Source organism: Streptomyces sp. BK79, from assembly GCF_044142145.1.
Lineage (GTDB): Bacteria > Actinomycetota > Actinomycetes > Streptomycetales > Streptomycetaceae > Streptomyces.
Genome location: NZ_JBHVOC010000096.1, coordinates 1 through 454 on the forward strand (window position 1 = coordinate 1; position 454 = coordinate 454).

General features: G+C 67.4%; 1 protein-coding gene. It reads left to right on the forward strand.

The features are described from left to right. Window positions 1–61 precede the first annotated feature (61 nt). On the forward strand, window positions 62–454 hold a 393-nt coding region (locus tag ACFIF2_RS35945), incomplete at its 3' end, for a hypothetical protein (protein ID WP_395577496.1).

The following is a 454-nucleotide window of genomic DNA, read 5'->3' on the forward strand; positions in this document are numbered from 1 at the left end:
TGGGTTGTCGTATCGGGCTCCGGAGCGGCTGCGGTTTGTGTCGACGGTGTCTGGTGGTCCGGTGGTGGAGGAGATCGCCAGGGCGGAGTACTGGGTGGAGCAGGTGCGGCGTGAGGTGCGGTTCGCCGACGCGGTGTCCTGTCTGCATGCCGAGGGTGTGGAGACGTTCGTCGAGATCGGACCCGATGGCGTACTGAGCGCCATGGGGCAGGGTGTCGTGCCCTCGGGAGCGTTCGTCGCGTCGGTGCGACGGGACTGGGACGAGTGTCTGTCCGTCATGACCGCGCTCGCCCACGTTCATGTGCGGGGTGCGCGGGTCGACTGGCAGGCGGTGTTCGGTCGTTCGGAGCCGTCGGAGCTGGAGCTGCCGACTTATGCCTTCCAGCACCAGCGCTACTGGATGACCGAAGGAGACTCGCGCGTCGGTGACGTGAGCGCCGTGGGCTTGGAGGTC